General features: G+C 63.5%; 22 protein-coding genes. 6 read left to right on the top strand and 16 right to left on the bottom strand.

The features are described 5' to 3' along the window. Positions 1-13: 13 nt before the first annotated feature. The 5 genes from MUU55_RS20135 to MUU55_RS20115 are packed head-to-tail and all read right to left on the bottom strand — an operon-like array spanning position 14 to position 5955. Positions 14-1519, bottom strand: coding sequence for an aldehyde dehydrogenase family protein (locus MUU55_RS20135; protein WP_244762549.1), 1506 nt, complete (start codon positions 1517-1519; stop codon positions 14-16). Beyond that, positions 1519-2298: an enoyl-CoA hydratase/isomerase family protein gene (locus MUU55_RS20130; protein WP_244762548.1), complete on the bottom strand. Its 780-nt coding sequence runs from the start codon at positions 2296-2298 to the stop codon at positions 1519-1521. The genes MUU55_RS20135 and MUU55_RS20130 overlap by 1 nt, the downstream gene beginning before the upstream one ends. Then, a complete protein-coding gene (locus MUU55_RS20125) occupies positions 2291-3904 on the bottom strand; it encodes an acyl CoA:acetate/3-ketoacid CoA transferase (RefSeq protein WP_244762547.1) in 1614 nt (537 codons plus the stop codon). Before MUU55_RS20125 ends, MUU55_RS20130 begins: the two co-directional genes overlap by 8 nt. Positions 3905-3910: 6 nt before the next feature. Continuing rightward, entirely contained in the window at positions 3911-4912 is a 1002-nt protein-coding gene (locus tag MUU55_RS20120; RefSeq protein WP_244762546.1) for a Gfo/Idh/MocA family protein, read from the bottom strand. Continuing rightward, a complete protein-coding gene (locus MUU55_RS20115) occupies positions 4909-5955 on the bottom strand; it encodes a LacI family DNA-binding transcriptional regulator (RefSeq protein ID WP_244762545.1) in 1047 nt (348 codons plus the stop codon). The genes MUU55_RS20120 and MUU55_RS20115 overlap by 4 nt, the downstream gene beginning before the upstream one ends. Before the next feature lie 380 nt (positions 5956-6335). Between MUU55_RS20115 and MUU55_RS20110 the strand changes: the two genes are divergently transcribed. The 3 genes from MUU55_RS20110 to MUU55_RS20100 all read left to right on the top strand — a co-directional run bounded on the left by MUU55_RS20110 (position 6336) and on the right by MUU55_RS20100 (position 9289). Next, positions 6336-7502, top strand: coding sequence for a dihydrodipicolinate synthase family protein (locus MUU55_RS20110; protein ID WP_244762544.1), 1167 nt, complete (start codon positions 6336-6338; stop codon positions 7500-7502). An 89-nt stretch (positions 7503-7591) separates the two neighbouring features. Further along, positions 7592-8281 (top strand): uracil-DNA glycosylase, encoded by a 690-nt coding sequence (gene ung, locus MUU55_RS20105; protein ID WP_244762543.1) that lies wholly within the window; start codon positions 7592-7594, stop codon positions 8279-8281. Positions 8282-8314: 33 nt separating this feature from the next. Next, entirely contained in the window at positions 8315-9289 is a 975-nt protein-coding gene (locus MUU55_RS20100) for a squalene cyclase (protein WP_244762542.1), read from the top strand. 24 nt (positions 9290-9313) lie between these two features. Here the strand turns inward: MUU55_RS20100 and MUU55_RS20095 are convergent, their stop codons facing one another. Then, the gene (locus tag MUU55_RS20095; RefSeq protein WP_244762541.1) at positions 9314-10264 is read right to left on the bottom strand and encodes a nucleoside hydrolase; all 951 of its coding nucleotides are present in this window, start codon (positions 10262-10264) and stop codon (positions 9314-9316) included. Between the two features lie 59 nt (positions 10265-10323). After that, entirely contained in the window at positions 10324-11559 is a 1236-nt protein-coding gene (locus MUU55_RS20090) for an NAD(P)/FAD-dependent oxidoreductase (protein ID WP_244762540.1), read from the bottom strand. Between the two features lie 222 nt (positions 11560-11781). On the opposite strand from MUU55_RS20090, the gene MUU55_RS20085 reads away from it, so the two are divergent. Next, on the top strand, positions 11782-12075 hold the full coding sequence (locus MUU55_RS20085) for a hypothetical protein (protein WP_244762539.1): 294 nt from the start codon (positions 11782-11784) through the stop codon (positions 12073-12075). Here MUU55_RS20085 and MUU55_RS20080 read toward each other — a convergent pair. The 4 genes from MUU55_RS20080 to MUU55_RS20065 are packed head-to-tail and all read right to left on the bottom strand — an operon-like array spanning position 12069 to position 15572. Next, the gene (locus MUU55_RS20080; RefSeq protein ID WP_244762538.1) at positions 12069-12950 is read right to left on the bottom strand and encodes a metal ABC transporter permease; all 882 of its coding nucleotides are present in this window, start codon (positions 12948-12950) and stop codon (positions 12069-12071) included. The two genes, MUU55_RS20085 and MUU55_RS20080, sit on opposite strands and share 7 nt — an antisense overlap. Continuing rightward, on the bottom strand, positions 12947-13819 hold the full coding sequence (locus MUU55_RS20075; RefSeq protein ID WP_303277107.1) for a metal ABC transporter permease: 873 nt from the start codon (positions 13817-13819) through the stop codon (positions 12947-12949). The genes MUU55_RS20080 and MUU55_RS20075 overlap by 4 nt, the downstream gene beginning before the upstream one ends. After that, positions 13816-14685, bottom strand: coding sequence for a manganese/iron ABC transporter ATP-binding protein (locus tag MUU55_RS20070; protein ID WP_280519036.1), 870 nt, complete (start codon positions 14683-14685; stop codon positions 13816-13818). Before MUU55_RS20070 ends, MUU55_RS20075 begins: the two co-directional genes overlap by 4 nt. After that, the gene (locus MUU55_RS20065; protein WP_244762537.1) at positions 14682-15572 is read right to left on the bottom strand and encodes a metal ABC transporter substrate-binding protein; all 891 of its coding nucleotides are present in this window, start codon (positions 15570-15572) and stop codon (positions 14682-14684) included. The genes MUU55_RS20070 and MUU55_RS20065 overlap by 4 nt, the downstream gene beginning before the upstream one ends. Before the next feature lie 212 nt (positions 15573-15784). Here MUU55_RS20065 and MUU55_RS20060 point away from each other — a divergent pair, with 212 nt between their 5' ends. Further along, entirely contained in the window at positions 15785-16543 is a 759-nt protein-coding gene (locus tag MUU55_RS20060; protein ID WP_244762536.1) for a hypothetical protein, read from the top strand. A gap of 130 nt (positions 16544-16673) precedes the next feature. Here MUU55_RS20060 and lysS read toward each other — a convergent pair whose 3' ends face one another. The 3 genes from lysS to MUU55_RS20045 form a co-directional block, all read right to left on the bottom strand. Then, a complete protein-coding gene (gene lysS / locus MUU55_RS20055) occupies positions 16674-18167 on the bottom strand; it encodes a lysine--tRNA ligase (protein WP_244762535.1) in 1494 nt (497 codons plus the stop codon). A 12-nt stretch (positions 18168-18179) separates the two neighbouring features. After that, positions 18180-19649, bottom strand: coding sequence for a glutamate--tRNA ligase (gltX, locus tag MUU55_RS20050; RefSeq protein WP_244762534.1), 1470 nt, complete (start codon positions 19647-19649; stop codon positions 18180-18182). A 128-nt stretch (positions 19650-19777) separates the two neighbouring features. Continuing rightward, positions 19778-21550, bottom strand: coding sequence for an SLC13 family permease (locus tag MUU55_RS20045; RefSeq protein WP_244762533.1), 1773 nt, complete (start codon positions 21548-21550; stop codon positions 19778-19780). 458 nt (positions 21551-22008) lie between these two features. Here MUU55_RS20045 and MUU55_RS20040 point away from each other — a divergent pair, with 458 nt between their 5' ends. Then, positions 22009-23088: a porin gene (locus MUU55_RS20040; RefSeq protein ID WP_244762532.1), complete on the top strand. Its 1080-nt coding sequence runs from the start codon at positions 22009-22011 to the stop codon at positions 23086-23088. Positions 23089-23154: 66 nt separating this feature from the next. On the opposite strand, the gene MUU55_RS20035 is transcribed toward MUU55_RS20040, so the two are convergent. After that, positions 23155-23904, bottom strand: a complete 750-nt coding sequence (locus MUU55_RS20035; RefSeq protein ID WP_244762531.1) for a TerC family protein — start codon at positions 23902-23904, stop codon at positions 23155-23157. 98 nt (positions 23905-24002) lie between these two features. After that, positions 24003-24854 (bottom strand): AraC family transcriptional regulator, encoded by an 852-nt coding sequence (locus MUU55_RS20030; RefSeq protein ID WP_244762530.1) that lies wholly within the window; start codon positions 24852-24854, stop codon positions 24003-24005. Positions 24855-24927: the final 73 nt, after the last annotated feature.

Below are 24927 nucleotides of genomic sequence, written 5' to 3'. Positions count from 1 at the left end.
GGGAAGGGTTTCGTCATCGCGGCATCCACCAGCCGGTGCGCGCGCCCATATGCATGTTGAGCGTCTTGGTTTCGGTATAATCCTCCACCGCATGGCGGCCGAGTTCGCGGCCGAGGCCGGACTGGCGATAGCCGCCGAAGGGCAGTTCGGACGCACCGTCCATGAAGGTGTTCATCCAGACCGTGCCGGCGCGCACCTTGCGGCCGACCGTCAGGCAGGTGTCGAAATCGCGGCTCCACACACCGGCCGAGAGGCCGTAGTCGATGGCGTTGGCGATGCGGATCGCTTCTTGCGTCGTCTCGAAGGTCAGCACCGACAGCACCGGGCCGAACACTTCCTCGCGGGCGACCGTCATCTCGGGCAGCACGCCGGAGAGGATGGTCGGCGCCATGAACTGGCCGAGGCCGAGATCGAGGGCGTTGCCGCCGAGGGCCACTGAAGCGCCGGCCTTGGTCGCGCCATCGACATAGGAGCCGATCTTTTCGAGGTGTTGCGGCGTGATGATCGCGCCGACCTGCGTCGTCGGATCGAGCGGATCGCCGACCTTCACTTTTTTCGCAAGTTCAGCGATGCGGGCGGTCACGTCCGCCGCGATCGACGTGTGCAGGATCAGCCGCGAGCCGGCATTGCAGCATTCACCGGCGTTGAAATAGGCGCCGAACACGGCGGCGTCGATAAATTCGTCGAGGTTGGCATCGGGGAAGACGATCTGCGGGTTCTTGCCGCCGAGTTCCAGCGAGACCTTCTTCAGTGTCTGTGCGGCATTGGCCATCGTCAGGCGGCCGACGCCGGTGGATCCGGTGAAGGAGACCATATCGACATCGGGATGCGTCGTCATCGGGGCGCCGACCTCCGGGCCGGTGCCGGTGATGATGTTGACGACACCCGCCGGCACGCCGGCCTCGATGAGGATTTCGCCCAGTACGAGCGTCGAGCCGGAGGTGAGTTCCGACGGCTTGACGACCGTCGTGCAGCCGGCGGCGAGCGCGAAGGGCAGCTTCTGGCTGACAATCAGGAAGGGGAAGTTCCATGGCGTGATGATGGAGACGACGCCGATCGCCTCGCGCAGCACGACACCGAGCGTGCCTTCGCCGAGCGTGTTGTAGCTCTCGCCGTGCAGGTCGCGGGCAAGGGCTGCGGCGTAGCGCCAGATATCGGCGGCACCGCCAAGTTCGCCCTTGGCCTGGCTGATCGGCTTGCCGCTCTCGATGCAGTCGAGGAAGGCGAGTTCATCGGCACGTGCGGCGATGAGGTCGGCGGCCTTCAGCAGGATGTTGGAGCGCTCGGCGCCCGTCATGGTCGGCCATGGGCCGTCGTCGAAGGCCTTGCGGGCGGCGGCGATAGCGCGTTCGGCATCGGCCTTGGTGCCGGCCGGATAGCGGCTGACCACGATGCCGTGGCCCGGTGCCACGCGTTCGAGCGCGGGGCCTGCGCCTTCCGTCCAGACGCCGTCGATCAGCATGCGGAAATCGCGTGCCTTGAAGTTTTCCAGCGCCTTCGGCTTCACATGCGCGGTCATTACCATTCTCCCTTGAACTCTGCGGGGCGCTTACCCGTGAAGGCGGCGACGCCTTCCTTCAGGTCCCCGGTCTTGGCGACGAGGATCGAGCCCAGGGCCTCCACCGCCGCACCATTGTCTTCGCCGTTCGCCACGGCGATCATCAGCTTCGAGACTTCCGTCGCCGCAGGGCCCCGGGCCGCGATGCGCGCGGCATAGGCCTTTGCAGCCTCGACGGCCGCACCTGTGTCCACAACCTGGTCGACTATACCGAGCGTCTGTGCCTCCACGGCGGTCAAAACCTCACCGCCGAGCAGCATGCGGCGCACGGGCTGCGCGCCAAATCGTTTCACCAGCCGTTGCGTGCCGGACCAGCCCGGCACCATGCCGAGACCGGCTTCCGGCAGGCCGATCTTCACCTGCGTTTCGGCGATGCGAATATCGGCGGCAGCCGCCAGTTCCAGCCCGCCACCTAGCGCGTGGCCATTGACGGCGGCAATCAGCGGCATGCGCAACGTCGCCAGCCGTTCGAAGACGCGGTGACCGAAGCGCACCCAGGCATGGCCGAATTCACTGGCTTCCATACCGGCCCAGGCGCGGATGTCACCGCCCGCCGAAAAGGCCTTGCCTTCGCCGGTCAGGATCGCGACGCGCACGGCGGCATTCGCCTCGACCGCGTCACAGGCGGCGGAAAGTTCCTTCAGCATGTCGATGTCGAAGGCGTTCGCCTTTTCAGGTCGCGCGACGGTGATCGTCGCGACGTCGCCTTCAACGGAGATGCGGATGCGCGGTTCAGCCATGGTGTGCTCCAGCCAGCCGGCGCGGCGCCTTCTGCGGCAGCGTCAGGCCGATCGGCGCATCCGCGAAAAGTGCTGCATCCATGACCTTCAGATCCGGCGAAACGATAAGGTCGAATTCCGACTGGTCGAGGATGTGCGCCTGGAGATCGACGCCCGGTGCGATCTCGGTGAGCACGATACCCTCCGGCGTCAGCTTCAGCACGCAGCGTTCGGTGACATAGGTGATGTCCTGCCCCTGCGCCACGCCGCGCGGGCCGGAGAAGGTGACATGCTCGACGGCGCTGACCAGCTTCTTGAGCTTGCCTTCCTTCTCGATTACCAGCTTGCCGCCCTCGACGGCGAGTTTTGCGCCGGCATTGAACATGCCTGAGAAGACGATCTTCTTCGCCCGCGCCGTGATGTCGACGAAGCCGCCGGCGCCCGCCGTAACATGCGGCCGGAAGGAGAGCTTTGACACGTTGACCGAGCCGTCCCTGCCGATTTCCAGGAAGGAGAGCAGCGAAGCGTCAAAACCCGCACCCTGGAAATAGGTGAACTGGTAGGGCGAGGGCATGAAGGCATCGGCGTTGGAGGCGCAACCGAAGGCGAAGTCGAGCAGCGGCACGCCGCCGACGGCCCCCTGTTCGATCACCCAGGTGACGGCGCCATGCAGGCCCTCTTCGAGCAGGATGCGCGGCACGTTGGCGGATATGCCGAAGCCGAGATTGACGGCACTGCCGGCTTCCAGTTCCTGCGCCACGCGGCGGGCGATGACCTTCTGGATGTTGAATTCCGGCACGCGGAATGTGTCGAGCGGCCGGAAGATCTCACCGGAAATCGCCGGATCGTAGAGCGTCTGCGTCGTCTGCTTCTGGTCGGGATCGACCACGATGTAATCGACAAGCACGCCGGGCACGCGCACGTCATGCGGTTTCAGCGAGCCGTCCTTGACGATGCGCTTGACCTGCGCAATGACGATGCCGCCATTGTTACGGGCGGCGAGCGCCTGGTCGAGGCCGCCGAGATAGGCGCCTTCGTGCTCATAGGTCAGGTTGCCGCGCTCGTCGGCCGTCGTGGCGCGGATGATCGCCACCTGCGGTGCGATCGCCTTGAAATACAGCCAGTCCTCACCGGCAAAGGTGATTTTTTCGACGACCGGGTTCTTCGCCGCCGAAGCGTTCATCGCGGAGCCTTCGCGGCGCGGATCGACGAAGGTGTCGAGGCCGACCTTGGTGATCACGCCCGGGCGCTTGGCGGCGGCCTCGCGGTGCATGTCGAACAGAATGCCGGACGGCACGTTATAGGCGGCCACCTCGTCGTTGCCGATCATCTGCCAGATCAGCGGCGGCTCGGAAGAGGACGGGCCGGACGGATAGGAGCCGCCGATGATCGTCTTCAGCAGGCCCTTTTTCGCGATGTAGTCCACGCCCTTGATGCCGCTCATGTCGCCGGCGGCGATCGGATGCAGCGTGGTGAGGTTCTGCGGATGACCGGTCTCGTCGAAGCGCTCGCCGATCGCCTTCAAGGTCAGGTCCGGGCAGCCGAGGCCGGAGGAGGAGGAGACCGAAACGACGGCGCCGTCCGGGATCAGGTCTGCAGCCTGGCGTGGCGTGATATGCTTGCTCATGGTGTTTCAGAGTCCAGGTTCGATGCTGACCGTGCGGCCGGTTCGTGCCGCCTCGACGACCGCCAGCCCGGTGGCCAGCGACCAGACGCCGTCCTCGCCCGTGGCGGAGGGCTGTCCCTTGCCGGCGATGGCCGCATGAAAGGCGGTGAGCGCAGTTTCATAGAGGTTGCGGTGGTCGAGCGGCAGGTCCTGTTCGCCGTTCGCATCCCGCAGCGTCACGGTGCCGGCGGCGCGCTGGGTCATGACGTTGCGGCCGATCAGCGAACCCTCCGTGCCATGCACCTCCAGGCCGGTTTCGGCATATTTGGTGGTGAAACCATCATGGAACTGCGCGATCACGCCGTTTCCGAAGCGCAGAACGCCCATCACGGCATCTTCCAGCCCGGCCTTGCCCATGCCGCCGGCCTGCGAAAAGGCGATCGCTTCCACCGGATTGTCGTCCAGCACGAAGCGCAGCGTGTCCGCGTCGTGCACGGTAATGTCCAGGATCACCCCGCCGCCGGCCTCCGGCTTGTCGAGGCGCCAGCCCTGCAGGTGCGGCGGCAGGTAGACGGCGTGGAAGACGCGGGCCGACAGCGGCTGGCCGATGCGGCCGGCCTTGATCGCCGCGCGCATGGCGCCATGCGTCGCCGCATTGCGCAGGTGGTGGTTGGTCGCCATGACGACGCCGGCATCCTTCGCGGCCTTGACCATGCCGCGGGCGTCCTCAAGCGACATCGCGAGCGGCTTTTCGCAGAGAATATGCTTTCCCGCCTTGGCCGCTGCCAGCGCCTGGTCGCGGTGCAATTCGTTGGTCGTCGAAATATAGACGGCGTCGATTTCAGGATCGTTGACCAGGTCGGCAAGCGTTGTGACCGATTTTGCGATGCCCTGCGCATCCGCATAGGCCTTGCCGCGCGCGGCATCCGTGCTCATCACGGAGACGATTTCGCCGCCGGTCGCGCGGATCGCGCCGATGACCCATTCCTTGGCGATCGTGCTCGCCCCGATCAGACCCCACCGTGTCATGCAAAAATCCTCCTCGTCTTGTCGCTCGATCCGGCGCCGCAGCTCTGGCGCACGACGAGGCGCACGGAACTGACGATCGCCTCGGGCTCGACCCGGCCCGCATTGATCTGTTTCAAAAGCAGTTGCGCCGCGCGCCGGCCCATGCCCTGCGGGTCGACGGAGACCGTCGTCAGCGCGGGCACTGCGGTTTCGGCCTCGATCACGTCGTCGAAGCCGACCACGCCGAAATCGCGGCCGGGCTCCTTGCCGGCGGCCCGCAGGCCGTCGCAGACGCCGAAGGCGGCCGCGTCGTTGAAGCAGAGGGCGGCGGTCGGCGGGTCGGGCAGCAGCAGGGCGCGCTCGATGGCCGCGACACCGCCGGCGCGCGACGCCGTCGAGGGAATGACGTGCGTATCCGGCGCGTCCATTCCGACTTCCGCCAGGGCTTCGCGCCAGCCCTGGACACGTTCGGTAAACACCGTGGTGTTCGAGATGCCGCCGAGGAAGGCGATGCGGCGATGGCCGAGTGCGATGAGGTGGCGCACGGCATCTTTCGCGCCGGCATAATTGTCGGAAAACAGCGTCGAGACCTTGGCGCCGACCACGTTGCGCACCACGGCGACGACCGGAATGCCGCTTGCCACCAGCGGCTTCAGGTCGGCGGCTTCCGTGCCGCGGGCCGGCGAGAGGATGAGGCCGGCAATGCCGTGTTCGCGCATGGAGGCGATGACCTCGCGCTGGCGGTCGATGCTTTCGGCGGAGTTCGACAGGAACTGCACATAGCCGGCAGACTGCATGACCATGTCCATGCCGACGGCAAGTTCCGCGAAGAAGGAGTTGGTGAGGTCGTTGACGATGATGCCGATGATGCGCGAGGAGGCGGACTGGCGCAGGTTCGCGGCACCCCGATTGTAGACATAGCCGAGCTCGCGAATGGTGGCGTTCACCTTGGCGCGGGTCGCCTCGTTGACGAGCGGGCTCGCCTGCAGGACGAGCGACACGGTCGACTTCGACACGCCGGCGGCGCGCGCAATGTCGATGACGGTCACCCGGCTCTTGTTCACGACGATCCTCCCTGTACGAGCGGCTGTCTGCTCGCTTGTTGGCTGTACTTAATTGGATCGTTCCAATTTTGTCAAGAGACGTTCGGCGGGTTTGGTGATGGGTTTGATCCTGCCGCTTTACGCCACCGTCTTGTTTCTGACATTCCCTCCTTCCGTCATGGTCGGGCTTGACCCGACCATCCATGCAGGCCGCTCAACTGCCGGATTTCTGGATCTTCGGCTTGCAGGGGAGAGGATGACGGAGTAGGGCGGGCAAGCGGCTTCCGGTGTTTTTCAGCGGCAGGGTCGTGTGCCGTGGTTTTCAGTGTCGGTTTCAAAAATCACCCTTGAAATTTGGAACGATCTAAATTATTGCCCTGAACAAACCTCGGGAGGACTCCATGCCGATCAGCCTTTCCCTGCCGCGTGCCGATGGCGGTGTCGAAACCTATACCCTTGCCGGCACGCCGACAGAGCGCCCCGCCGCAACCCCCGTCTTCAACCGTATCGCCTATGCCGCGGCCCATGTGGTGTCGGACCCCCGTCGCGATGCGCGACCCTGGGAGGCGCCGGCGGTCGATTGGGACGCCACCATGGCCTTCCGCCGCCACCTCTGGTCGCTCGGCTTCCGCATTGCCGAGGCGATGGATACGGCGCAGCGCGGCATGGGGCTCGATTGGGCCGGCGCACAGGAACTGATCCGTCGCTCGCTCGCCGAGGCGAAGACGGTGCCGGGCGCCGACCTCGCCTGCGGTGCTGGTACGGATCACCTGAATCCGGCCGACGCCCGCTCGCTGGACGATGTGATCGCGGCCTATGAGGAGCAGGTCGGCTTCGTCGAGAAACATGGCGGCCGGGCGATCATGATGGCGAGCCGCGCGCTTGCCCGCCTCGCCAGATCGCCGGACGATTACCGCAAGGTCTATGGCCGCATCCTCGGCCAGGCCAAGGACAAGGTCGTGCTGCACTGGCTCGGCGACATGTTCGATCCGCAGTTGAAGGGCTATTGGGGCTCGGACAGTTTCGAGCCGGCGCTCGATGCGGTTCTGTCGATCATCGATGAAAACCGCGACAAGGTCGAAGGCATCAAGATCTCGCTTCTCGAAAACGCCAAGGAAGTGGCGCTGCGCGACCGCCTGCCGGAGGGCGTGCTGTGTTTTACCGGCGACGATTTCAACTATGCCGAGCTGATCGAGGGCGACGGCCGGAAATACAGCCATGCGCTGCTCGGCATCTTCGATGCGGTGGCGCCGCAGGCCTCGACGGCGCTGGCGTCACTGGCGGCCGGCGACGTTGCGACGTTCCGTGCCGTCATCGAGCCGACCGTGCCGCTGTCGCGCAAGATCTTCGAGGCGCCGACGCAGTACTACAAGGCGGGCGTCGTCTTCCTCGCCTGGCTGAACGGCCACCAGGATCATTTCACCATGCCGGCCGGCATGCAGTCCGCCCGTGGCGTGCTGCACTATGCCGATGTCTTCCGTCTCGCCGACCAGGCGAATGTGCTCGACAAGCCGGATCTCGCGGCGGAGCGCATGAAAAGCCTGATGACCGTGCTCGGCGTGCGTTGAGATAGCTGTGGATGACCGGCCCTTTGGCCGGTCGCTCCGTCCATCCGGCGCTAAACTCCGCCTCCTCGAAGGTGTGACGGGAGCGGACGATGACGGATGTGAAGATCGGCGAAAGCTGGAAAGCGCCGCTCGCGGCGGAATTCTCCAGCCCCTACATGGCCGACCTGAAGACCTTTCTGCTGGAGCAGAAGCAGGACGGGCGGCGCATCTTCCCCAAGGGCCCTGAATATTTTCGCGCGCTGGACCTGACGCCGCTCGACGAGGTGCGGGTCGTCATCCTCGGCCAGGATCCGTACCACGGCGAGGGGCAGGCGCATGGCCTGTGTTTTTCTGTGCAGCCCGGTATTCGTACCCCGCCGTCGCTCGTCAACATCTACAAGGAAATGCAGGACGACCTGGGAATCCCCCCTGCACGCCACGGGTTTCTGGAACATTGGGCCAAACAGGGTGTGCTGCTTTTGAACAGCGTTCTGACGGTCGAAATGGGCCGCGCCGCCTCGCATCAGGGCAAGGGCTGGGAGCGGTTCACCGATGCCGTGATCCGCGCCGTCAACGAGCAGGAAAAACCCGTCGTCTTCATTCTCTGGGGCTCCTATGCCCAGAAAAAGGCCGCCTTCGTCGACAGCAAGCGCCATCTCGTGCTGCGCTCGGTCCATCCGTCACCGCTTTCGGCGCACAATGGTTTCTTCGGCACGAAACCGTTTTCCAAGGCGAATGCCTTCCTGGAAAAACACGGCCGCAAGCCGATCGACTGGCAGTTGCCGGGCACGCCGGAATAGAAATCGCCGGGATGCGGTGGTAGGGTCTGCCACATGGCTTCCACCGGTTCCGTCATCGACTGGCTGCTCGCTTCGGATCCCGCGATCCGCTGGCAGGTGATGCGTGACCTCCTCGATGCGCCGGAAGCGGAATGGCAGGCGGAGCGCGCCAAGGTGGAAACCGAAGGCTGGGGCGCCCAGCTGCTCTCCCATCAGGATCCGGACGGTCAATGGGCCGGGGGCGCCTTCATGCCGGCCGGCTACACGGAGGAGAATTGGCGCGAACTCGGCCAGGCCTGGACCGCCACCTGTTTTTCCCTGCAGCAGCTTTATGATTTCGGCCTCGATCCTTCATCCGAGCGGGCGCGGCGTACGGTTGATCTTATCGCGAAGAATTCGCGCTGGGATCATGACGGCCAGCCGTTTTGGGATGGTGAGGTCGAGGAATGCATCAATGCCCGCACGGTGATGGTCGGCGTCTATTTCGGTGTGGAGGTGTCACCGATCGTCGAGCGTCTGCTGGGCGAGCGACAGCCGGATGGCGGCTGGAACTGCGAGCGCTGTAACGGCTCGCATCGCTCGTCCTTCCACACGACGATCAATGTGCTGGAAGGGCTGCTCGAATACGAAAAAGCCAAGGGCGCCACGGCGAAAACGCACGCGGCGCGGGCAGCGGGTGAAGCCTATCTGCTGGAGCGCGGTCTTTTCCGCCGTCTCGGCACCGGCGCGCCGGTGGACGAACGCTATCTGAAATTCCTCAACCCGAACCGCTGGCGCTACGACGTTCTGCGCGGGCTGGAGTATTTTCGCGCGGCGTCGCTGGCGACAGGCGCTGTGCCCGATCCTCGCCTGCGCGAGGCGATCGACCATCTACGCTCCCGGCAGTCGGACGACGACACCTGGCCGCTCGACTGGACGCTGAAGGGGCCGGTCTGGTTTGAAATGGAGGTACCGGGGCAGCCCTCGCGCTGGATTACGCTTCGGGCGTTGCGTGTGCTGCGCTGGTGGGATGAACACGCCGGCCGGTGACGGACACCGGCCGGCGTTGCCCGGTTAGCGCACCAGCGTCTCGTCGAGCAGTGCCATCACCTTCTCCGCATCGATGCCGATGCAGGCATGCTGGCTCGGCAGGTCGTCCCAGTTGCCGGGCGGGAAGCCGCGGCTGTCCGGCTTCTGGATCGTCTGGCCATCGGCAATGCCGCCGGCGACGACGCGGATCGCGCCGCTGCAGGTCGTGAAGAGTTCGGGAGCGACGAGGTAGACGCAGGCGCAGCTGTCATGCACCACCATGCCCTCGTCCTTCACATGCTGGCCGTAGAAATCGATGTAGAACTGCGAGATGTCGGAGAGCAGTTTCAAATGCTTGCCGTTCTGCGCGGTGAGGTCGGCCAGCCGCTTGCGCAGCATCACGGTCTTCATCGTCACGTCGAGGCCGACGACGACCACCTTCCACGCGGCCCCCATCACCACGTCGGCCGCTTCCGGATCGCCATGGATATTGGCTTCGGCGGCGGGCGTGATGTTGCCGGGCACGTCGAAGGCGCCGCCCATGATGATGACCTGCTTGACGAGACCGGCGATGTCGGGGTCTTCCTTCAGTGCGTAGGCGAGGTTCGACATGCGGCCGACGGCGATCAGCGTCACCTCGCCGGGGTTGGCGCGGACCGTCTCGATGATGAAGCGATGCGCCGGGCGCGGGTCGAGCGGCAGGTCGATCGTGTCAGGCACGTCGATGTTGCCGAGCCCGTCATGGCCATGGATCATCACTGGCCAGTCGATCGGGTTGCGCATCGGATTGTAGGTCTTGCCGTCACCCTTCGCCACCGGCGCCCCGATGCCCCATTCGCGCTTCAAAAACAGCGCATTGCGCGTCGTCGTCTCGATCGAGGCATTGCCGAAGACAGTGGTGATGCCGATCAGGTCGATCTCGGGGTGATTGTGCAGGAACAGCAGCGCCATCGCGTCGTCGACGCCGGGATCCGTATCGAAAATAACCTTGTGCATGGTCGGTCTCTTTCTTTCTTATTATTCTGGTTTTTCTTGTTGTTCTGGAGATCGCGCGTCTACTGGAAGCGGGCAATCGAGAAGGGGGCAAGCGCGCTTTCGCCATCACCGGCGAGCAGCCGGGCGACATGGCGGCCGGTCGTGGCCGAGAGCGTGAGGCCGAGATGGCCGTGGCCGAAGGCGAAAGCGATGCGCGGATCGCGCGGATGCAGGCTGATGACGGGGATCGAATCCGGTGTCGAAGGCCGGCGGCCCATCCATTCGGTTCCACCCTCCTCCTGAAGGTCCGGCACATAGTGGCGCATCTTTCTGCGCATGGCGGCGGCACGCTTGTAGTTGGCGGGCGCGTCCGGCGAGGCCAGTTCCACCGCGCCGCCGATGCGCAGGGCGTTCTCGAAGGGGGTTGCGACGAAGCCGTGTTCGGAGAAGAAGACCGGCATTTCCAACGTGGTCGATGGATTCATGAAGGTCGTGTTGTAGCCGCGCTCGGTTTCGAGCAGCACCTTCAGGCCGAGATCGGCGACGAAGCGGCGCGACCAGACGCCGGCGGTGATTGCCAGCCTGTCGAAGGTGAACTCGCGGCCGCCTTCGGTGCGCACGGCGACACCATCTTGCGTCTGGGCTACCGAGGCGACGTTGGCATCAACGAGGGCCGAGCGCTCTCGCAGGGCTACCTGAAGACGGCGCAGGAAGGTCAGTGGGTATTCGAAGGTCTTGTGGCCGTCGTTGAAAACGGCGCCGGCAAAGGTGCCCTGCAAGGCCGGCACGCGGCGGCGGGTTTCCTCCACATCGAGCTTTTCGACATTGCAGCCGATCAGCTTCGCGTTTTCGGTCTCATGTGCAAAAACCTTGTCGCGGGCGGCGGCGCTGTCGAAGACCGTCATCGCGCCGGTGTCGCGGATATGGCCGGAAATACCGACGAACTGGCCGAGGCGCAGATGGTCATTCTCGGCGGTCTTCATGAGATAGAGCAGGGCGGCACGGCTGGTGGCGACCTTGCTCGCGCGGGCCGAGAGCAGCAGCCGGATAAGCCAGGGCGTCAGCGCAGGCAGGTCCTGCCAGCGCAGGGTGAGCGGTCCAAGCGGATCTAGCAGCCATTTCGGCACGGACAGCAACATGTCCGGCCGCGCCATCGGATCGATCTCCGGCGTTGCGAGAATGCCGGCATTCCCGACGGAGGCGGGCAGGCCACCGGCGTCCCGCTCGAGTATGGTGACGGTGTGGCCCTGTTCGAGCAAATGCAGCGCTGTGGCGCAGCCGATAAGCCCGCCGCCGACGATACCGATATGCGCCATGATGTCCCGTATGCGTTGATATTCTGGTTTTTTGCCGCCGGACGCGATGGTCGGCGGGCGATTGCGCCGGACGATAGACGGAAAAGGCAAAGCTGTCGACCGCAGGTTCCCCGTCCGCAATCACCGGACATGTGCCGTAGGAAACAGCCGGCAGTGACGCGATATGCGATCTTCTTCCCATGGAACGGACAATCCTGTTCCCCCTAGAGAGGAGAGAGTCCCATGAAGAAATCGATCGTAACCATCCTTGCCATCGCAACCCTCGCATCGTCCTTCGCCGGTGTCGCAGTCGCCCAGAGCCGCGGTGACAACGGCGGTGGTCGTGGCGGCCACGGCGGTCGCGGCGGCAGTGACAGCCAGGAATACCTGCGCGTCATTAACCAGCGCCCGCGTTATGTGAAGGTGGAGGGCGACGTCTTCTGCACGGTCCAGAAGGTTCGCCGCCATGATGCCTACGGCAACCGCTACTTCGAGCATGTCCGCAAGTGCGATAACCGGATCATCGACGTCTACTGATCCGGCGCTAGCGTCGCTATCGTTGCCTGTTGCCCGGCCTGCGCGCCGGGCTTCCGGTTTTGCAGCATCTGCCGCACGAAAGCGAAGACGAACAAGATGGTCATGAGCAGAACGATCGTTGGCGCTGGTGCACTGTCCAGGATGAAACTCAGCCAGATGCCGACGAAGGACGCGCCGACGGCGACGCTCACGGCGACGGCCAGCATGCTCGGGAAACGCCGGGTGAGAAGGGCCGCGATGGCGCCAGGCGCCACCAGCATGGCGATGGCAAGGATGATGCCGACCGCTTTCAAGGCACCGACGACGACCAGCGACAGCACGGCGAGCAAGCCGTAATGCAGCAGTTTTACCGGCAGGCCAATGGCGGAGGCGTGCTGGCGGTCGAAGGCATGCACCAAAAGGTCCTTGCGGAAGAGCAGGATGAAACCGGTGGAGGCGACGGCGATCACGCCGGTTTCGATGAGGTCCGAGGCGGCGATGCCCAGCATGTCGCCGAAGAGGATGTGATCAAGGTGGATATCCGGCTGTATCTTCACATAGAGCACCAGGCCGAGCGCGAACATGCCCGAAAAGACGATGCCGAGAACGGTGTCCTCCTTCACGCGGCTGTTGTCCTTGAGGTAACCGGCGGCGAGTGCGCAGAACAGGCCGGCGACGAAGGCGCCCGCCGCAAAGGGCAGGCCGACGACATAGGCGATGACGACGCCCGGCAGCACGGCATGCGAGACCGCGTCGCCCATCAGCGACCAGCCTTTCAGCACGAGATAGCAGGAGAGCAGTGCCATCGGCACGGCGATCATCAGCGTCACCAGAAAAGCGTTCTGCATGAAGGCGAGCTGGAAGGGGAGGAGGGCAAGTTCGAGCGTCTCGTTCATGGCTGGATGCCTTGCGCGGTTTCAAGCGCCAGCCGGCTGCGGCGGCGGGCAGCGAGCAAGCCGTGTTTCGGTGCGAAGAGGAAGGCAAGGAGGAAGATCGCCGTCTGCAGCACGACGATGATGCCGCCCGTCGCACCGTCGAGGAAATAGGAGGCGTAGGCGCCGACGAAGCTAGTGCCGGCGCCAAGGAGCGCGGCAATCACGACCAGGCGCTGGAAACGATCGGTCAACAGATAGGCCGTTGCGCCCGGCGTCACCACCATGGCGACGACGAGGAAGGCGCCGACCGTCTGCATGGCGGCGACGGTGGAGGCGCTGAGCAGCGTGAAGAACAGGATCTTCAGGCCGGTCGGGTTGAGGCCGATGGAGCGGGCATGGCTCTCGTCGAAGAAGGTGACCATCAGGTCCTTCCATTTGAGCAGCAGGATGACCAATGTCACCACGCCGATGATGGCGAGTTGGATCGTATCTTCCGGCGTGATCGCCAGGATATTGCCGAGTACGATGGTTTGGATGTTCACCGGCGTCGGCGAGAGCGAGACCATGAAGAGGCCAAGGCCGAAGAAAGAGGAAAAGATCATGCCGATGATCGCATCTTCCTTCAACCGCGTCTGGCGGTTGAGGAAGAGCATGGCGGCGGCGGCAAGCCCACCGGAGAGGAAGGCGCCGGCCGCAAAGGGCAGGCCCAGCATATAGGCGCCGGCGACGCCCGGCACGATGGAGTGCGAGAGTGCATCACCGATCAGCGACCAGCCCTTGAGCATCAGATAGGCCGAGAGGAAGCCGCAGATGCAGCCGACCAGCGCGCTCACCCACATGGCATTGACCATGTAGCCGTAGCCGAAGGGTTCGAGAAGCGCGTCGATCACGGCGTCTTCTCCTGCTCGCGATCGCCGTAGATAACGAAGGGACGCTCGTCGTCAGTGATGACCTTTACGGAACGCCTGTCCTCGTCGTCGTGCAGGTCGTGGCCGCCGAGGATGAAATGGCGCAGCACGCCGCCGAAGGCGCGCTCCAGATTGGCCTCCGTGAAGGTTTCCGCTGTCGGTCCCGAGGCGATGACTGTGCCTTTGACGAAGACCGTGCGATCGCAGAAATCCGGCACGCTGCCAAGATTGTGGGTGGAGACCAGCATGACGCGGCCTTCGTCGCGCAACTTGCCGAGCAGTTCGATGATCTGCTCTTCGGTCGTCACGTCGACGCCGGTGAAGGGTTCGTCGAGCAGGATGACCTGACCCTCCTGCGCCAGTGCGCGGGCAAGGAAGACGCGCTTGCGCTGGCCGCCGGAGAGTTCACCGATCTGGCGCTTGCGGAAGTCGGACATGTTGACGCGCGCCAGCGCCTCCGCGACCAGATCGTGGTCGCGTTTGCTGGGGATGCGCAGCCAGTTCATGTGGCCGTAGCGGCCCATCATGACGACGTCCTCAACGAGCACCGGAAAGGTCCAGTCGACCTCCTCGGCCTGCGGCACATAGGCGACGAGGTTCTTCTTCAGGGCTTCGCGCACCGACTGCCCAAGGATCGTCACCTTGCCGGCGGCGACCGGCACGAAACCCATGATCGCCTTGAAAAGCGTGGATTTTCCCGCTCCGTTGACGCCGACGAGTGCGGTGATCGTGCCCCTCGGTACGGAGAAGCTGGCATGGGTGAGCGCCGTGTGGCCGTTGCGATAGGTGACGGTCACGTCTTCGGCAACGATGCCATCGACCTTCTTCGTCTTGCTGCCCATCATCATTGTGAAAGACCCTTCACGATGGTCTCGGAGGTCACGCGCAGAAGGTCGAGATAGGTCGGCACGGGACCATCCGCCTCGCTCAGCGAGTCGACATAGAGGATGCCGCCATAGGCCGCGCCCGTTTCGGCGGCGACTTGCTTGGCAGGGTCGGCGGAAACGGTGCTTTCGGAGAAGACGACGTGGATGTTGTATTCCCGCACCGCGTCGATCACCGCCTTCACCTGTTTCGGTGTGCCCTGCTGGTCGGCATTGATCGGCCAGAGGAAAAGTTCCTTCAGGCCGAAATCGCGCGTGAGATAGGAGAAGGCGCCTTCGCTGGTGACGAGCCACCGCTTTTCTTCAGGCAACGCGCCGATCTTCGCCTTCATCTCCTCGCCGAGCGCCTTGATCTTCTCGCCATAGGCCTTTGCATTGGCGTCGTAGGTCGCGGCATTTGCCGGGTCGAGCGCGACCAGCGCCTTGCGGATGTTCTCGACATAGACGAGCGCATTGTCCGGCGACATCCAGGCATGCGGGTTCGGCTTGCCCTGGTAGGGGCCTTCCACGATGCTCATCGGCTCGATGCCTTCGGAAACCGTGACATTGGGTACGTCGCCGAGATTGCCCAGGAATTTCTGGAACCAGAGTTCGAGATTGAGGCCGTTCCACAGCACGAGCTTCGCGTCCTGGGCCTTCAGGATATCGCGCGGCGTCGGCTGGTAGTTGTGGATCTCCGCACCCGGCTTGGTGATCGATTCCACGATGGCTGCGTCGCCGGCCACATTCGCCGCGATGTCGGCGATGATCGTGAAGGTGGTCACCACCTTGGGCTTTTCCTGGGCGAAGGCCGGTACGGCGGCGAGAAGGGGCAGGCTGAGAAGGAGGGCATTGAAGGATCGGCGGAGCATGGGGTGTCCTGATCTGCTTTTGCGAATGAGTTGCATTAAACTATAGGGGGCTTTTCCAGCCTGTCAACGCTATTGCAAATCATTCGCAAAAACTGTCTCGAAATCGGACGCAGCCGTTTAAAACTTCCGAAACGCGATTGCCTGTAGAGTGCGCAAAGTTCGCGCGCTCTCGGCGTGTTCGTGTTCCTGCGTTTTAAGAGAAGTCACCGCCCGTGAAGCTGCTCCCGACCTCGTTCCGCCTGTCCCGGAAGCTTCTGATCATCCTTGCCGGCGTCATGGTGCTGACCGGTGCTTCCGGTGCCGCGGCCATCATCGTCGGGCGCGAGGCGCTGCTTGGCCCCCCGGCAGAGCAGGTGTCCGGCGCAGCCTGCACGGTCGTCACGACGGTGCGCCTCGACCGAAACGGGCAGCACTGGTTGCGCAAATATGTGCGTTCGGAAGCCAAGGAGGCGGACGTGCGCATCAAGACGGCGTTGCGTGTCGCCGGTGCGGTGTCCAATCACGAGGAAGCCGATCTCTACCAGGTCATTCTGCTTGATGCCGCGGGCCCGGCAAATCGTGCCGACATGCGCGGCCGCGCGATCGGTGCCGAAGTGCTTTTCGCCCGCAATCCCTCCGCCATTCCCGGCATGACGGCGCCGTTCGTCGCGCGTTATACCGACGGCAAACCGGCCGAAAACGGTGATTTCTACGGAGAGCGCAAGGAACTCTCGCTGGACGAGATCAAGACCATCGTGACCGCGATGAAAGACCGTGAAGATTGTGTCGATCCCAATGCCGTTGCTGAAGAGGGCGGGCATGGCGAAAGCGCCGGCCACGGTGAAGCCAAGGCGGAAGGTGGCCATGGCGAGGCAGCCGAGGGTGGGCACGGCGAGGCTGCGGAAGGTGGGCATGAGGCGCCTGCCGAAGGCGGCGAACATGCGCAAGCGGCTGAAGGCGGTTCGCATGAGGTCGCTGCGAGCGAGCACTGACGCTTGCGCTTAGGCCGCGGCGCGTCTGTGCGGCGAACGCCCCTTTAAAGATCACAAACCCAAAACAAAAAAATGCCGCCAGTTCGTTTCACCGAAGTGGCGGCACCAATGTTTGCGTGTCTCGCTGACCTCAGTCGGCCTTCGCCCGGCGTGCCGGGAAGAGGATGACGTCGCGGATCGATGGGGCGTTGGTGAGCAGCATGATCAGGCGGTCGACGCCGATGCCGAGGCCGCCGGCGGGCGGCATGCCCTGGTCGATGGCGTCAAGGAATTCGTCGTCGAGCTGCTTGGACTTTTCACCGCGGGCATGCGCCTGTTCGAGCTGCTCGACCATGCGGGCGCGCTGCTCTTCCGGATCGTTGAGCTCGGAGAAGGCGTTCCCGAGTTCCCAGGTATTGCAATAGGTCTCGAAACGCTCGACGAGGCGCGGTTCGCCCGGCACTTCCTTGGCGAAGGGCGAGATGTCCTTCGGGAAATGCGTGACGTGGCTCGGCTGGATCAGCGTGCCCTCGACCTTCTCCTCGAAGATGAAGGCAAGGCATTCGCCCCAGGTCCAGTCCTTCTCGACTTCGAAGCCGGCAGCCTTGGCGGCGGCGCGGGCTTCCTCGTCGGTCTTGATGGCGAGGAAATCGATGCCGGTCGCTTCCTTGACGGCGTCAGGCATCGGCACGCGCTTGAACGGACCCTTGAAGGAGATTTCCTTGTCGCCATAGGCGAACTCGGTCGAGCCGTGGATTTTTACGGCAAGCTCGGCGAACAGGCGTTCCACGAGGTCCATGATGTCCTCGTAGTCGGCATAGGCCCAGTAGCACTCCATCATGGTGAATTCGGGATTGTGCCTTGTCGACACGCCCTCATTGCGGAAGTTGCGGTTGATCTCGAACACCTTGTCGGTGAGGCCGGAGACCAGCGTGCGCTTCAAAAACAGTTCCGGCGCGATGCGCAGGTACATGTCGAGCTTCAGCGTGTTGTGATGCGTCTTGAAGGGTTCAGCCGTCGCACCGCCATAGACGGAGTGCAGCATCGGCGTTTCGACTTCCATGAAGCCGTCGTTTTCCATGAAGCGGCGGATGCCCGAAACGATCTTCGAACGTTGCTGGAACCGCAGCTTCGATTCCTCGTTGCTCATGATGTCGAGGTGCCGCTTGCGATAGCGGATCTCCACGTCGGCAATGCCGTTCCACTTCTCCGGCATGGGCAGAAGCGACTTGGTCAGCATGACGATCTCTTGTGCGTTGATCGTCAGCTCGCCACGCTTGGTACGGCGCACGACGCCGGTCACGCCGATGATGTCGCCGATATCGATCATCGGCAGCAGCGCGCGCGCCTCTTCCGGCGTGGTGTCCTTGTGCGAAAAGATCTGGATCTTGCCCGAGGCGTCATGGATATCCATGAACATGCCCGAGTTGCGCGAGGAATAAACGCGGCCGGCAACGGTCACGACGTCGCCGCTCTCCGTGTCGAGTTCCAGCGTCTCGTATTTCGCCGCCAGCTCCGCATTGGTCATCGTGCGGTGGAAATGCGCCGGATACACGTCGCCGATCGTCTCGCGCAGCTGGCCGAGCTTCTGGCGGCGGACTTCCGTCGGGTCGGAGGAAAGGGCGGTTTCTGTCTTGTCGTTCATTCTTTTCAGTCCTTACTTTCCGCTACCGACCATCGAAGCCACCACCTGTGCGGCGACCTTCAGGCGCTGGCGCACGACGGAGCGGCCGAGGATGGCCATCGAGTCGAAGAGCGGCAGCGAGCGCGACGAGCCGGAGACGGCGACGAAGAGCGGGGCCACCACGACCTTGAGCTTCTTGCCGAGCCGGTCGGCGCTGGCGCGCAGTTCCGCCTCGATGCTCTCGACGGTCCATTCCGGCATCTTTTCGAGGTCCGGCTGCACCTGGTTCAGCACTTCGAGGATTTCTTCCGGCGTGGATTTCACCTTGGCGAAGGCTTCCGGCGTCAGGCCGAGATCCGACTTCAGCAGGAAGCCGGCGAGATCGGGCAGTTCGCCGAGCTTGGAGATGCGCGACTGCGAGAGCTTGAGGCCCTGGCGGATGCGATCGTTCTCCATCGCCCATTCCAGCACGCGCTGGGTGAACTGCTCCTCGGTCAGCTGCTCGCGCAGCCAGCGGCCGTTCAGCCAGTCGAGCTTCTGGATGTCGAAGATGGCGCCGGCCTTGGAGAGGTTCTCCGGATCGAACTTTTCGGCGAGCTGCTCCATGGTCAAGAGCTCTTCGCCCTCGGCGATCTGGATGAAGAACAGGCCGAGGAAATTCATCAGGGCTTCCGGCAGGTAGCCGAGCGCCGAGTAATAGGAGATCGAGGTCGGGTTCTTGCGCTTCGACAGCTTCGACTTGTCGTGATTGCGCATCAGCGACAGGTGCATGAAGACCGGCGGCTCGAGACCGAGATATTGATAGATCAGGATGTGCTTCGGCACCGAGGCCAGCCACTCCTCGCCGCGCGCCACATGGGTGATCTTCATCATGTGGTCGTCGACCACATTGGCCATGTGATAGGTCGGCATGCCGTCGGCCTTGAGCAGGACCTGCATGTCCACCGCGTCCCACGGAATCTCGACCGGGCCGTAGACGCCATCGACGAACTTGCAGGAGCCCTCGGTCGGGATCTTCATGCGCACGACATGCGGCTCGCCGGCCTCGACGCGCTTCGTTACTTCTTCTGCCGAAAGATGCAGGCAGAGGCCGTCATATTTCGGCGGTTTACCGGCGGCGCGCTGGCCCTCGCGCATCTGCTCCAGCCGCTCGGGCGTGCAGAAACACTTGAAGCCGTGGCCGTTGGCGACGATCTTGTCGACATAGGGGCGATAGATGTCCTTGCGGTCGGACTGGCGATAGGGACCGTAGGGGCCGCCGATATCGGGACCTTCTGACCATTCCAGGCCGCACCATTTCAGCGCGTCCAGCACCTTCTGTTCGAATTCCGGCGTCGAGCGCGTGGCGTCCGTATCCTCGATGCGCAGGATGAAGGTGCCGTTGTTCTTCTTGGCGAACAGATAGTTGAACAGCGCGATATAGGCGGTGCCGACGTGGGGTTCGCCGGTCGGGGAGGGTGCGATGCGTACGCGAACGCCGGATGCGGTTCCGGAAGTGCTCATGATGGGGCCCGTCTTGACTTATGGGAGGAAGAGCCCGGTTTTGTGCCGTTTTATACGGCGGAAAGGGCTTTCCGTTGGGCTGGTTGAGACCATATTCAGCCCGGCGCGTCAAGAAAAACTCAAAGGCGTTATTGAAGCGGCCAGACGAGGAGCAGGGCAGGAATGCTGACGAGCACGATGAGGAAGGATAGCGGTAGGCCGACGCGCGGATAGTCGGCGAATTTGTAGCCGCCGGGGCCCATGACGAGTGTGTTGCACTGGTGGCCGACGGGGGTGAGGAAGTCGCAGCCCGCGCCGATCGCCACCGCCATCAGGAAGGCCTCGGGTTTGTAGTGCAGCGCGCCTGCGAAACTCGCGGCAATCGGCGCCATGACGAGCACGGTGGCGGCATTGTTGAGGAAGGGCGTCACGGCCATCGCCGTCAGCAGGATGAGGGCGAGCGCGCCGAAGGGCGGCAGGTGCACGGCGACGGTACCGAGCCAGCCGGCGATGAGCTCGCTCGCGCCTGTCGTGCGCAGGCTGTCGGACACCGGAATGAGGGCGGCGAGCATCACGAGGATCGGCCCGTCGAGTGCGCCATAGGCCTCGCGCAGCGGCACGGCGCGGAACAGCACCATGGCGACGGCGGCGGCGAAGAAGCCGGTCGCGACGGGGACGAGGCCGAGCGCTGTCGAGGCCATGGCGGCAATCAGGATCAGTACGGGAATGATCGCCTTGCGCGGCGAGCCGAGCAGGATTTCACGCTGCGCCAGCGGCAGCAGGCCGAGTTCCGGCAGAAGGGTCGGCAGCGCCCGGTTGTTGCCCTGGATGACGATCACATCGCCGGGCCGCAGCCGCACGGCGGAGAGCTTTTCGCGCAGGCGCTGGCCCTGGCGGCTGACGGCGAGCAGATTGATGCCGTAGGAATGGAAAAGCGCGATGGAGCGGGCCGAGATGTCGATCAGGCGGGATTCGTTGCCGACGACCACTTCGATGGCGCTGATTTCATCGGCTTCGCCGCGCCCGGATTGAATCGGCTTGCCGGAAAGCGTCAAGCCGGCGGCGGAGACGACCTTGTCGAGGGCGCTCGCCGTGCCCTCCATCAGGATCGTGTCGCCGGCGACGAGCCTCACGTCGGGCAAGGGTGCGAGGTGCACATGGCCGCGAATGATGGCGGTGGCGATGACATCGCCGTCGCCGTTGCGCAGGATTTCGTTCAGCGATTTTCCGACGGAGGGCGAGCCTTCCTCCACCGTCGCATCGGAGGAGTAGGCGGACGCTTCCAGCGATTCCTCGATGCTCGCATTGCTGTTTTCCCGCTCCGGCACGATGCGGTTGAAAAACAGCATGAAGAGGATGCCGCAGACCGTCAGTACCGCCCCGACGGGCGTGAAGTCGAACATGGTGAAGCTCTCGCCGGTGATCTCCTGGCGCAGGCGCGAGACAACGATGTTCGGCGAGGTGCCGATCTGCGTCATCAGGCCGCCGAGCAGAGCGGCAAAGGCCATGGGCATCAGGAACTTCGAGGCGGGCGTGCCCGATTTTTTCGCAAACTGGAAGGCGAGCGGCATCATGATGGCGAGCGCGCCGATATTCTTGATGAAGGCCGAGAGCACCGCGACCGAGACGAGCAGCAGCGCGAGCTGGCTCTGTTTCGAGATGAGGTTGGGAAAGAAGCGCTTTACCACCAGGTTGACGATGCCGGAGCGCGCCACAGCGGCGCTGACCATCAGGGCGCTCGCGACGATGATGACGATATCGTCGGAAAAGCCGGAGAAAGCCTTGTCGAAGGGTACGATACCGAGCGCCAGCGCCAAAAGAAGCGAACAGCAGGCGACGAGATCGTAGCGGAACCTTCCCCATATGAACGCCGCCATCATGAGCGCGATGACGACGAAGGCGAAGGTCTGCTCAAGGGTCATGTCGGGGTCCGTGCGGCGGGACTGGTCTCGGCAGGAATTCCGCAAAGGGCATTCGGTTCCGACGCCAGGCGGCGGAGCCTTCTCAATGTCTTTTGCGGAACAATCCCTCCGCCCGAAGGTTTGCCAAGGGAAGACGGGCCGTGTCAACCGGACATGACGGAGATGGAGAACGCAGGGATTTTTCCGGTTTCTCCCCGTGGCCAACGAAATGGCAGGCGAGCTCCCCACCCGTCCGGCCCGTCTTCGTCCCCATTACCTCCACGTCGACGATACAAGCTCCGCGCAAGCCTGACATTTTGAACCATCCCAAGATATTGTCTTTCAATAATTATGTGCCATAGTTTTGAATGAATGTTCAGTTAATGGTTCGGGGGCTTACCATGACGAAAAGAGCAGGCAGGGCAAGCACGTTTTCAACGATCAGGAGGAGAATTTCGCCGCTTCTTGGAACGGCGGCGGTGTGTGCGATATCCGGTTCCGCGCTTGCCGCCGACGCCATTGTCGCGGCCGAGCCGGAGCCGATGGAGTATGTCCGGGTGTGCGACGCCTATGGCAGCGGCTTTTTCTACATTCCCGGCACGGAGACGTGCCTGAAGATCGGCGGCTATGTGCGTTTTGATATCGGTGTGGGCAATATGCCCGACTACGGATTCGGCGCGGACGCGCCCGATGATATCGACACGGATGGCGACGGCATTGCCGATACGGGCGACGGGCGGGGAGACACGCGCTACGAGCAGGCCCGTTTTGCGCTGGACGTCGACGCACGAACGGACACCGAATACGGCGCGCTGCGCGGCTATACGCGGCTGCATTTCAACTACGATCAGGATGCGACCGACAGCTACCACTATGTCGAGGTCGAATTTGCCTATATCGAGCTCGGCGGTTTCCGCGTTGGCGTGAACGACTCGCTGTTTTCCACCTTCCCGGCCTATGCCGGCTATGTGATCAGCGACGATCTCGGCGTTCCCTACGGCCCCTTCGAAACCAGCCAGATCGTCTATACCCATACCGGGGAAAACGGCTTCTCGGCTGCGGGTGGTCTCGAGCTTCCCGGGGACGGTGCCATCGACTCGGACTATATCCCGAACATCGTCGCCGGTGCGTCGCTCACCAAGGATTGGGGGGCGATCACCTTTATCGCGGCTTACGACGCGGTTGCGGAGGAGGGGGCGGCGAAGCTGCGGTTTGACCTGACACTGAGTGACAAGGTGTCCGTCTTCGCCATGGCCGGCTACAGCACCAACGACCCGGCCGGCACCGGCGTCGGCAATACGGACACCAACAATTATTATGCCCAATGGAACGGTGATTGGGCTGTCTGGGCTGGAGCCAACTTCCAGGTCACGGAGAAGCTCGCCTTCTATACGCAGGCCGCCTATGACGAGGACGAGAATTTCGCTTTCGTCGCCGACCTTCCTGTCACCATCGTCGATGGCTTCACCGTCACGCCCGAGCTTGCCTATCGCGACAATTTCGACATCCCGGATGCCGATGCCTGGGGCGGCTATCTGCGCTTCGAGCGCACGTTCTGACAAGGTCCGGAGACGGAAAGCGACGAAAGAGAAAGGGCCGGCGGATCGCCGGCCCTTTCGTTTGTCTCAGTGTCCGCTCGACTTTTTCTTTTGCCGCGCGTTGCGCGAGATCATGTTGAGAAATTCCACGACGGCGGAGAAAGCCATGGCGGCGTAGACGTAGCCCTTCGGAACATGGAAACCCATGCCTTCGGCGATCAGCGTCGTGCCGATCATCAGGAGGAAGGCGAGCGCCAGCATGACGATCGTCGGGTTGCGCTCGATGAAGTTGGCAAGCGGCGTGGCCGCGACCAGCATGACGGTAACGGCGACGACGACGGCAACCACCATGATCGGCAGGTGAGGCGTCATGCCGACGGCGGTGATGATGCTGTCGACCGAGAACACCAGATCGAGCAGCAGGATCTGGCCGATCGCGGCGGCAAAGGTCGTCGTCACCGGGCCGCCGACCATGTCTTCCTTGTGATCGACAGGATCGACATTGTGGTGGATTTCCTTGGTGGCCTTCCAGACGAGGAAGAGGCCGCCGGCGATCAGGATCATGTCCTTCCACGAATAGCCGTGACCGAACAGTTCGAAGACCGGCGTGGTGAGCTGGACGATCCATGCGATGGTGCCGAGAAGCGCAAGGCGCATGACGAGTGCAAGACCGATGCCGATGCGACGGGCCCGTTCACGATGCTCGGGTGGCAGCTTGTTCGTCAGGATCGAAATGAAGATAAGGTTGTCGATACCGAGAACGACTTCCATCACGACGAGCGTGACAAGTGCAATCCAGGCGGCCGGGTCTTGCATGAGCGCAAGAATGCTGTCCATCCGGTCTTCCTCTCCTAATTTACGGTTTGAGAATGGACTTCCGTATGTATGCAGAATTCAACCGCTGGCAAGCCGGCCGGCCGCCGTTCCCGCCAATATCACGATTTCGTCATCTGATCGGTGAGCGGCAACCAGATTTCGATGCGGCCGAGCCCGGTTTCCGGGTCGAAATCCGCACCGTAGAATTCCAGCACGTCGGGAAACGCGCCGACCGCGCGGCCTGAGACCGGCAGCCAGGTGCGGAAGGCGGCATCCACCGTCGCGGCTATGCCGTTGACGTGTCCATGATGCTGGAACATGGCCCAGGTCTGTGCCGGTACGTGGATGGTTTCGAGTTCGGCCGGCACGTCGCTGCCCTTGCCTACTCTTGCGCCGGCGACGTAGCGGAAGCCTGGCTGGCCTTGTTGCATGGTGCAAAACCCGTAGGCGGTCTTGTCTGTCTGCCCCGGGATATGGCCGAAATAGGCGTTGAATTTCTGCCACAGCGCCGGAATGCCGGCGGTCTTGCCGGGTTCGAAGGTCGCGCCGAGGCCCACGATGGTGAAGGCGTCGAGCGTTTCGATGCGCGGCGATGGCAGGCTGTTTTTCTCGGTGGTCGACATGCGGATGGGCTCCTGAAGGGTGAGGCCGGAGAGATCGCGCCGTGCGCGAAGGGTTTCGGGTGTCAGGCCGAATTCCTCGCGGAAGGCGCGGGTGAATGCCTCATGGGAGCCGTAGCCGGCATCGAGCGCGACGGTCAGGATGTTCTCCGCTCCGCCGGCAAGCTGGCGGGCAGCCTCCGAAAGACGGCGCGCGCGCAGATAGCGGTTGAGATTCTGCCCGGTCATCTGGCTGAAGCGCCGGGACAGGTGATGCCGTGACATGCCGGCCACGGCTGCGATTTCGGAGAGCGCGATGGCCCGGCCAAAATGGCTTTCGATGAACCAGATCGCTTTCGCAACGGGGTGCATGGTCTCGGTCGCTCCTCATGGACAGCCATCTTATGGCGCCCTTCAAGGCCCGTCACTTGATCTTGGTTGCGCG

It is taken from the genome of Shinella curvata (assembly GCF_022899935.1).
Classification (GTDB): Bacteria; Pseudomonadota; Alphaproteobacteria; order Rhizobiales; family Rhizobiaceae; genus Shinella; species Shinella curvata.
Note: the sequence above shows the minus strand (reverse complement) of the source record. Positions and strands in the feature narration are given on the sequence as shown.